Genomic DNA, 7872 nt, shown 5'->3' with positions numbered 1-7872 from the left:
AGTCGTCGACGTCCACGTCCTCGATGCGCAGCGGCTGCGCCAGCTCGGTCGCCTCACGCAGCGCGGTCCGCATGCGCTCCGCGCCTTCCTCACCGCCGTTGAACTCCGCGGTGAGGCTGAGGGCGTCCGCCGTGGGCGGCACCCCGCCGGGGGTCGCCGTCGCGATCTCGTACCCGGCCTCCTTGAAGACGGCGTACGGCCCGAGGGCTTCCTCGGCCCAGAACCCGGCCGGCTGGCGGGTTCCGTCGGCCAGCGTCCAGTGGTCGGACGCCGTGATCACGAAGAGGATTTTCGCCATGGTCGTTGGTCTCCCGGTGAGGTTTCAGCCCTTGAGGGCTTCCTGGAGGATGTGGCTGTCGGCCGCCTGCCGCATGCTGACGGCCTTGCCATCGCGGACGGTCCACAGGTGGATGAAGCGGACGTCGGCGGTGTGCCCGGTCTTCGTCTCGGCGTGGTAGTGCCCGTACACGAAGACGTGGCCGGCGTCGTCCGCGTAGAACTCCTCGGGCACAGCACCGAAGGACTCGTAGTTCTGCACCGTCTTGCCGAAGAAGTTCTTCGCCACGTCGTCCCAGCCGTGGTAGACGCCGGCGTTCGGGAAGCCGGGGGTGATGTCCCAGACGAGGTCCGGGGCCATGACCTCACTGGTGACGTCCGGGGCCATCCGGGATTCGTACACCCGGCGGATGAGGGCGAGGTGCGCAGAGTCGGACATGGTTCGCTCCTTGCGGGGTGGAGTCGGTCAAGGGGAAAGGGTTTGTGCTCAGGCGACGAGGGCGCTCTGCCCGGCGCGGAAGATCGCGGCCTGCCGTGCGACACGCGCACCCAGGTGCTCCGCGGTGGCCAGGTCCGATGTGTGGACCGCTTCCGGACCGGCATCGGTCGGGCTCTGGGCGCCGGCGCCCAGGAAGAAGCCCAGCCGGTTGATGTCGTCCTCGCTGCCCGTGGTGGAATCCCAGCCCGGCCGCAGGCCGAGGCTGATCCAGTGCATGCCGTGCTGGGCGGCCAGGGTGGCGAAATAGCCCAGAGTGGACTGCTTGTCGCCGCTCTTGGCACCGGAGTTGGTGAAGCCTGCGGCGAGCTTGTCCATCCACACATGGGCAAACCAGCGCTTGCTGCTGGCCTGCGCGAACGCGTGGAAGGCCGCCGAGGCGGTGCCCATGTACGTGGCGGCACCGAAGATGATCGCGTCAGCGGCGTCCAGCTGTGCCCACTGCTCGTCGGTGATGGTGTCGACGGAGATCGAGACGACCTCGGCGCCTGCTCCCGCCGCCCCATGCGCCACGGCTTCGGCGATGACGGCCGTGTGGCCGTAGCCCGAATGAAAGGCGATGGCGACGACGGGGCGGCCGGGATGGGACATGATGATCGTGCTCCTCGAAGGGCTTTGTTCGGCGTGACCAAGCTTTGCATCGGAAGAGAGCCGTGTGAGGGGGAAGAATGTTTCCCCTCCCTGGTGTTGGCCGGGTCTGCGTCCCTCCCCCTTATCCGCTGCTAGAGGACGGCGAAGAAGTCCACCATCTTGGTGATCGCCTGGTTCACGTATTCGGGTACGTCGTACATGGCGATGTGCGTCGCGCCGTCGACGACGAACAATTCCTTCGGCCCGTTGGAAAGCTCGTACGCCTGGTCGCTGAAGACTTTGGTGTCCGCCTCGCTTCCCGCGATGAGGAGCAGCGGCTGGGTCAGCAGTTCCGGAATCTGGTCGAAGGCCGAGAAGGCGTACATCTTGTCCATGCTGGTCAGCAGGAAACGGCCCTTTGAATTGGGATGCTGACCGCGGGCGGTCCGGTAGTAGTCGTATCCCTCCCGCAGGAGGTCCGGTGTGTTGTCGTCGATCTCTTCCAGCGTCTCCGGGACGAAGGGGGCGTAGGCCGGTGCCGCCCCCCGCGCCTCCGCCGTGCGCTGCTGGGCGACCAGTTCCAGGGTCTTGATCTGCTCGGACAGCGGGGACGGGTGCCCCAGGAAGGCCCGGGAGCCTTCTCCCATCGGGGCCGCGCTGACGGTGGCCACCGCCTTGAAACGGCGTTCCGTCTGGGCCGCGCTGATCGCGTAACCGCCGCCGGCGCAGATACCGAAGACGCCCATCCGCTCGGTGTCCACGTACGGGAGGGTGGTGAGAAAGTCCGCCGCACAGCGGGCGTCTTCCACCCTGATCGTCGGGTCTTCCAAGAGTCGGGGCTCACCGCCACTCTCTCCCTGATAGGAGGAGTCGTAGACCACGGTGACGAATCCGTGGGTGGCCAGCCGCTTCGCGTACTGACCGATGGTCTGCTCCTTCACTCCACCGGCCGGGTGAATTCCGACCAGGGCCGGGTACTTTTCGTTCTCATCGAAGTCGCCCGGCAGATGAAGATGTCCCGCGATCTCCACCGCCTTGTTCCTGAATGAAACCTTCTCGACCATGGCGCCTGCCCCTCTTGCGTCTTCTGCCCGCCAACGGGCGGCCTTCTGACGCCATGGTTCGCCGAAGTCGAGATGATGTCTACGTGCGGTGAGGGGGAAGAAACTTGCCCCCGAATGCGACTATCCAGGTAGAGGAATTCCTCGTAGCGGGCTGTGCCGCTCCGCGGCGGCCACCGACGCGTTCCTGCGGCTTTCGCCACCACAGCCCGAGACCGGCGCCGAGGCACCGAGTCCGGCGGCTGACGGCGGCCCACCACGATGACGCCCTCGTGACGCCCCTCGTCACTCCGCGCCGGCGTACTCGTCGGCTCCGGGCGCGGAAGGGGCGCAGGCCCTGCCCAGGGCCGCTGGTCTGGGCCCTGCGGCCGAGCCCCGACGGATCACAGGGGCGTTCACTGCCAGGATCAGTGTGAGCGTGGCCATGACCGGGCCGCTGTCATGCTTGCTCGCCGGCCACCGCCTCTTGCCGGCCGGTCGTGTACCGGCCGCTGCCTGCGGTCAGCTGTCCGGCGCATTCCACAGGTCCCGGAGCTCCTCCCATTGCGGTGCCGGGCCGTGCAGGTCCGTGGGCCGGCAGGGGCCCGTGGTGCGGAGCCCGACGAGGGCCAGGTCGAGGTAGCGCAGGTGCAGTGAGGCGGCGCGCTCGCCGGTGACGGGGATGCGAGGGGCGAGGTGTTCCAGTAGCAACGGGATGTCGGCGGACGTGAAGTCCGCGCGCAGCACCCCCGCCCGGTGGGCGCCGTCCACCAGGTCGTCCAGGGCGGCGCGCAGCCGCTCCGCGGCGGCCTGCACCTCGTCGGTGGCCGGCAGCCGACCGCCGACCAGAGGAAGGAGCGGACCGCCTGTCCCCTGGTCGGTCAACGCGTCGCGGAAGAAGCGGACGAGGGCCGCCCAGGGATCGGGCTCCTCCGCGAGCGCCGTGCGCGCCTGCGCGACGAGTTGCTCCATCCCCGCGATCCGCATGCGCTGGGCCAGCAGCTCCTTGCTGGGGTAGCGGCGGTAGAGACTGCCCATGCCGATGCCGGCGCGGCGGGCGATCTCGGAGACGGGGGCGTCCCAGCCGCGCTCGGCGAAGACCTCGCGCGCCGCCTGGAAGAGGCGGACGTCGTTGCGGTCCGCCTCCCGCTGTCGGCCTCGGGGTCTGCCTGTGTACGTGTCACCCATGGCGCGGCATTCTTCCTCAGCGGCGTCCCACGCCGTGACCGCCGTCGACGGTGACGACAGCCCCGGTGACGAACCCGGCGTCCTCTCCGGCGAGCATGGCGATAGCCCGGGCCACGTCCTCCGGTTCCGCGACCCGCCCGAGCGGTGTGTGTTCGGCCAGACGTTGCTTGAGCTCCGTCGGTTGCCTGGCGCTGGCCTCGGTGCGCACGAAGCCGGGCGCCACGACGTTGACGTTGATGCCGAGCGGTCCGGCCTCGTAGGCGACGAACCGCGCGAAGGTGTTCAGCGCGGCCTTGGCCGTGCCGTGTGCGGCCATGCCCACGGTGGGCGGGCCGTCGGCCACGGAGCTGGAGACGTACACGATCCGGCCCCCGCCCTGGGCCCCCATCACCTCCAGCGCCTGCAGGGTGAGGGTGTAGACGGACGCGAGCTCGTTCGTCACCTTCTCCTGGAAGTCCTCCCAGGACAGGCCGGGAAGAGGGGTGGGAGTGAAGCGGGCGCCGGCGTTGCAGACGAGGACGTCCAGGCGACCGTCGACCGTGGAGCGCTCCAGCAGTTCGGCCGCCTGACGGGGGTCGTGCACATCGGCCTGCACGGGGAAGGCTTCGCCGCCGTCGGCCTCGATCTGCTTGACCACCTGGTCGGCGGCCTCCCGGTTGGAGAAGTAGTTGACGGCCACGCGGTACCCGCGGGCCGCCAGCTCACGGGAGGTGGCCGCGCCGATCCCGCGGCTGCCCCCGGTGACGAGGGCGGTCGGCTTGCTCGTCGTCTTCATGTGTCCTCCGCATCGGCAGAACGATGTGTGTTGGATCCAAGTTATCGGAGCGGAGCGCTCCGCTCAAAATGAGGAGTTGCGACCGTCGTGTAGGACCTGCCGTGTCCGAAGGGGTAGGCGGGGGTGGGGTCGAGGTTGCTCACGCCCTGGGTGTTGCCGCCGAGCGGGGCGTGCAGGTGCCGGGCTGGCCGCCCGCCGTGCGTGGGATCTGTACCGGCAGCTTGCCCGAGGGGTTGGTCCGCCCGGTGAGTACGGCGAGGGCGGGGCCGCCCTCTTCGCCGGGGAAGAGCGCCTGGACGACGGCGGCGGCGCGGTCGGCGTACGCGCCGAGCGCGTACGGGCGCCCGGAGACGACGAGTAGGACGACCGGTGTGCCGGTGGCCAGCAGGGCCTCGATGAGTTCGTCCTGGACGCCGGGCAGGGAGAGGTCCTCCGCGTCGCAGCCCTCGCCGGAGGTGCCGAGGCCGAAGAGGGCGGCGCGGTCGCCGACACGGCGACGCAGATGTCGGCCTGTTGGGCGGCCCGCACCGCCGCGTCGAATCCGCTGCGGTCGATGTCCTTGACGGGGCAGCCGCGTTCGTAGGGGATGCGGGTGCGGGGCAGCTCCGCCGTCAGTGCTTTCCACTGATCCTCACCCAGAGCCCCGACAAACGGGTGCTGCCGCTGTTCGTCTGGAGCTTCCAGGGTGAGTTCACGATCAACATTCCCGCGATCCGGGCCGCGGTGGTGCTGTCCACGCTGCCGATTTCCGTCCTGTACGTGCTCGGCCGCCGCCAGCTCGTCGGCGGACTCACCGCGGGCTTCGGCAAATGAGACGGTGCTGATCCACGGACAAACGAGGGGTACGGCGGCGTCGCTGCGAAGAGGGGTACTGACAGGGACCTCCACCGATCGCCTCGCCTTCCTACGCTGGGACTCATGGACAACCGGGCCGAAGTCAGCGCGTTCCTCAAGTCCCGTCGTGGCAGGATCACGCCGGAGCAGGCGGGGCTGCCGGTGTACGGGCACCGCCGGGTGCCCGGGTTGCGCCGGGGCGAGGTCGCGATGCTCGCCGGGGTGAGCGTGGAGTACTACACGCGTATGGAGCGCGGTGATCTGAGCGGGGTCTCCGACAGGGTCCTGGACGCCGTCGCCCAGGCCCTGCGGCTGGACGACACCGAGCGGGACCACCTCCACGCCCTGGCCCGGGCGGCGAGCGCGACCCCGGCCCGGGTCCAGCGACGCCCGAAGAAGGCCACCGTGCGGCCCAGCGTGCTGCGCATCATCGAGGGCCTGCACGACCAGCCGGCCTACGTGCGCAACAACCGCATGGACATCCTGGCCGCCAACCCGCTCGCCCGCGCCCTGCACTACGAGGTGTTCGAGCAGAAGCCGGTCAACACCTGCCGGTTCGTCTTCCTCGACCCGCGTGCCACCCGGCTCTACCCCGACTGGGAACGGGTGGCCCGCAACGGAGTCGGGGCACTGCGGGTCGAGGTCGCCAGGAACCCCTACGACCGTGAGCTGTCGAACATGATCGGTGAGCTGTCCACCCGCAGCGACGCCTTCCGGACCCTATGGGGCGCGCACGACGTGCACGTCTTCACCGAGGGCACCAAGAGGTTCCATCACCCGGCGGTGGGCGAGATGGAACTGGTCCACGAAAGCCTGGACCTGTCCGGCGATCCGGGGCTGTCCATCACCGTCTACAGCGCCGCTCCCGGCACCCCGGCCGCCGACGCCCTGAAACTCCTCGCCAGCTGGGCAGCGACCCAGGACCGGGACGCGGCCGCCTCGCAGGCCGACACCGAGCGCTGACCCCAGCCAGCCCCTCATTTCCTGTGCCGCGGCGTTTACCCCGATCTGCCGTATGCAGTCTCACGCTTCCGGCATGAGGGGGTCCCTGCTGTTACCCCTCACAAGCGTGACTGCCCGCCGGGCTCGACTCCTGCTTTCGTGGTTTGCGGCGGGCCTCGAGGACTCCGCCCGCACAACCCCCGGCGCGCAGGCGGCTCGGAACGCTTTCGGATGACCTGGGCCCGCGCCGACTCTCTTGAAAGGACCGTCAGTGAGCTCCCCCTCGTCCACGAAGCCGGACACCTCGGCCGCCGCACCGCTCGCAGGTGACGGACCCGCCGGGAAGGTCAAGCTGCCACCGGTGGTGTGGCTGCTGGGTGCCGTCGCCTTCATCATGGGCACCAGCGAGTTCATCGTCTCCGGCCTGCTGCCGCAGATCTCCGGCGCCCTCGGTGTCAGCGTCTCCAGCGCCGGGGCGCTGATCACCGCCTTCGCCGTCGGCATGATGATCGGCGCGCCGGTGATGTCCATGGCTACCCAGCGCCTGCCGCGCCGCTCGGCCCTGGTCGCCGCGCTGCTGGTCTTCGCCGCGGGGCACGTCGTCGGCGCGCTCAGCCCGAACCTGACCCTCGCGCTCGTGGGCCGGTTCGCCGCCGCGCTGGGCAACGGCACCTTCTGGGCCGTGGGTGCGGTGGTGGCGACCGCCGCCGCGGGACCGGCCGCCAGTACCCGGGCCATGGGTGTGATGGTCGGCGGCATCACCCTCGCCAACATCGTCGGCGTCCCGCTCGGTACGGCAGCTGGCCAACTGGGCGGCTGGCAGGCCCCCTTCTGGGTGCTCGCCGCTCTGGCCGCGGCCGCCGCCGCCGTGATCGCCCGCCGCATCCCGGCCGACACCACACGCGCCGACACCTCCCTGCGCGCCGAAACGGCCGCGCTCAGGTACCCGCGCCTGTGGCTGGTCTACCTGGCCATCGCCCTCATCCAGGCCGGCATCATGTCCGCCTACAGCTACGTCGCCCCGCTGCTGACCGACCGCGCCCACCTCGCGACCGCCCTGGTGCCGCTGGCACTGCTCGGCTACGGCGTCGGCGCACTGGCCGGCACCACGACCGGTGGACGCCTCGGCGACCGACGCCCCTACGGCACACTCATCCCGGCCACCGCCCTCACGTCCGCGCTTCTGGGCGCCATCACCCTGTGGGCGACCGACAGCGTCGTGGCCGTGGCCCTGGTCGTGCTGCTCGGCGCTGCCGGTTTCACCAACAACCCCATCGTGGTCGGCGAGGTCGTCCGCATCGCCGGAGCCGGCCGGTCCCTGCCCATGGCGCTGGCCACGTCCGCGTTCCAGGTCGGCATCGCCACGGGCTCCTGGCTCGGCGGCGTCGCCCTGACCTCCGGCCTGGGGCTGAAGGGCCCGTCGCTCACCGGCTTCGTCTTCGCCCTGATGGCCCTGCTGCCCCTCGGCCTGCTGGCGGCCTCCCACCGCGAGTCGGCATCAGCGCAGAGCTGACACCGCCTTCGACAACTCGGCGCTGCACAGCGGTGGCGCACACACCCGCAGTCCCCTTGCTCACAGGAAGCACCGTCATGCTCATCCGCTTCACCCGCGTCGCAGCGATCCCCGCTTTGGCGGCGGTTCTCGTCTCGGCCCCGTCCGCGTCCGCCGCCACCGCAGGAGACCGTACGCAGCCCGTCATCACCCACGTGAAGACCGCGGCCGCGTTCGACTTCGCCTCCGGCGACGCTCC

General features: G+C 70.2%; 8 protein-coding genes and 2 pseudogenes. 3 read left to right on the top strand and 7 right to left on the bottom strand.

Annotated elements, in window-relative coordinates:
- From IE312_RS39535 to IE312_RS10730, 7 genes and pseudogenes are all read right to left on the bottom strand, one after another.
- Window positions 1-298: type 1 glutamine amidotransferase family protein (locus tag IE312_RS39535; RefSeq protein ID WP_502266967.1), on the bottom strand; the 298-nt coding region annotated here is incomplete at its 3' end.
- A gap of 24 nt (window positions 299-322) precedes the next feature.
- Entirely contained in the window at window positions 323-715 is a 393-nt protein-coding gene (locus tag IE312_RS10755; RefSeq protein ID WP_189980633.1) for a nuclear transport factor 2 family protein, read from the bottom strand.
- Between the two features lie 48 nt (window positions 716-763).
- Window positions 764-1363: a flavodoxin family protein gene (locus tag IE312_RS10750; protein WP_189980631.1), complete on the bottom strand. Its 600-nt coding sequence runs from the start codon at window positions 1361-1363 to the stop codon at window positions 764-766.
- A gap of 131 nt (window positions 1364-1494) precedes the next feature.
- Window positions 1495-2406: an alpha/beta hydrolase gene (locus IE312_RS10745; protein WP_189980629.1), complete on the bottom strand. Its 912-nt coding sequence runs from the start codon at window positions 2404-2406 to the stop codon at window positions 1495-1497.
- A gap of 498 nt (window positions 2407-2904) precedes the next feature.
- The gene (locus IE312_RS10740; RefSeq protein WP_189980627.1) at window positions 2905-3570 is read right to left on the bottom strand and encodes a TetR/AcrR family transcriptional regulator; all 666 of its coding nucleotides are present in this window, start codon (window positions 3568-3570) and stop codon (window positions 2905-2907) included.
- Between the two features lie 16 nt (window positions 3571-3586).
- Entirely contained in the window at window positions 3587-4345 is a 759-nt protein-coding gene (locus tag IE312_RS10735) for an SDR family oxidoreductase (RefSeq protein ID WP_189980625.1), read from the bottom strand.
- A 77-nt stretch (window positions 4346-4422) separates the two neighbouring features.
- Window positions 4423-4963 (bottom strand): annotated as a pseudogene (locus IE312_RS10730) (glycoside hydrolase family 3 protein); the annotation flags it as partial.
- 3 nt (window positions 4964-4966) lie between these two features.
- Between IE312_RS10730 and IE312_RS10725 the strand changes: the two are divergent.
- The 3 genes and pseudogenes from IE312_RS10725 to IE312_RS10715 all read left to right on the top strand — a co-directional run.
- Window positions 4967-5158, top strand: a pseudogene (locus IE312_RS10725) (carbohydrate ABC transporter permease); the annotation flags it as partial.
- Window positions 5159-5263: 105 nt separating this feature from the next.
- On the top strand, window positions 5264-6142 hold the full coding sequence (locus IE312_RS10720; protein WP_189980623.1) for a helix-turn-helix transcriptional regulator: 879 nt from the start codon (window positions 5264-5266) through the stop codon (window positions 6140-6142).
- Between the two features lie 250 nt (window positions 6143-6392).
- Window positions 6393-7634 carry an MFS transporter gene (locus IE312_RS10715; RefSeq protein WP_189980621.1) on the top strand — a complete coding sequence of 414 codons (1242 nt, stop codon included), beginning with the start codon at window positions 6393-6395 and terminating at the stop codon, window positions 7632-7634.
- Window positions 7635-7872: the final 238 nt, after the last annotated feature.

The sequence above is a fragment of the Streptomyces capoamus genome, assembly GCF_014654935.1.
In the GTDB taxonomy this organism is placed as follows: domain Bacteria; phylum Actinomycetota; class Actinomycetes; order Streptomycetales; family Streptomycetaceae; genus Streptomyces; species Streptomyces capoamus.
Note: the sequence above shows the minus strand (reverse complement) of the source record. Positions and strands in the feature narration are given on the sequence as shown.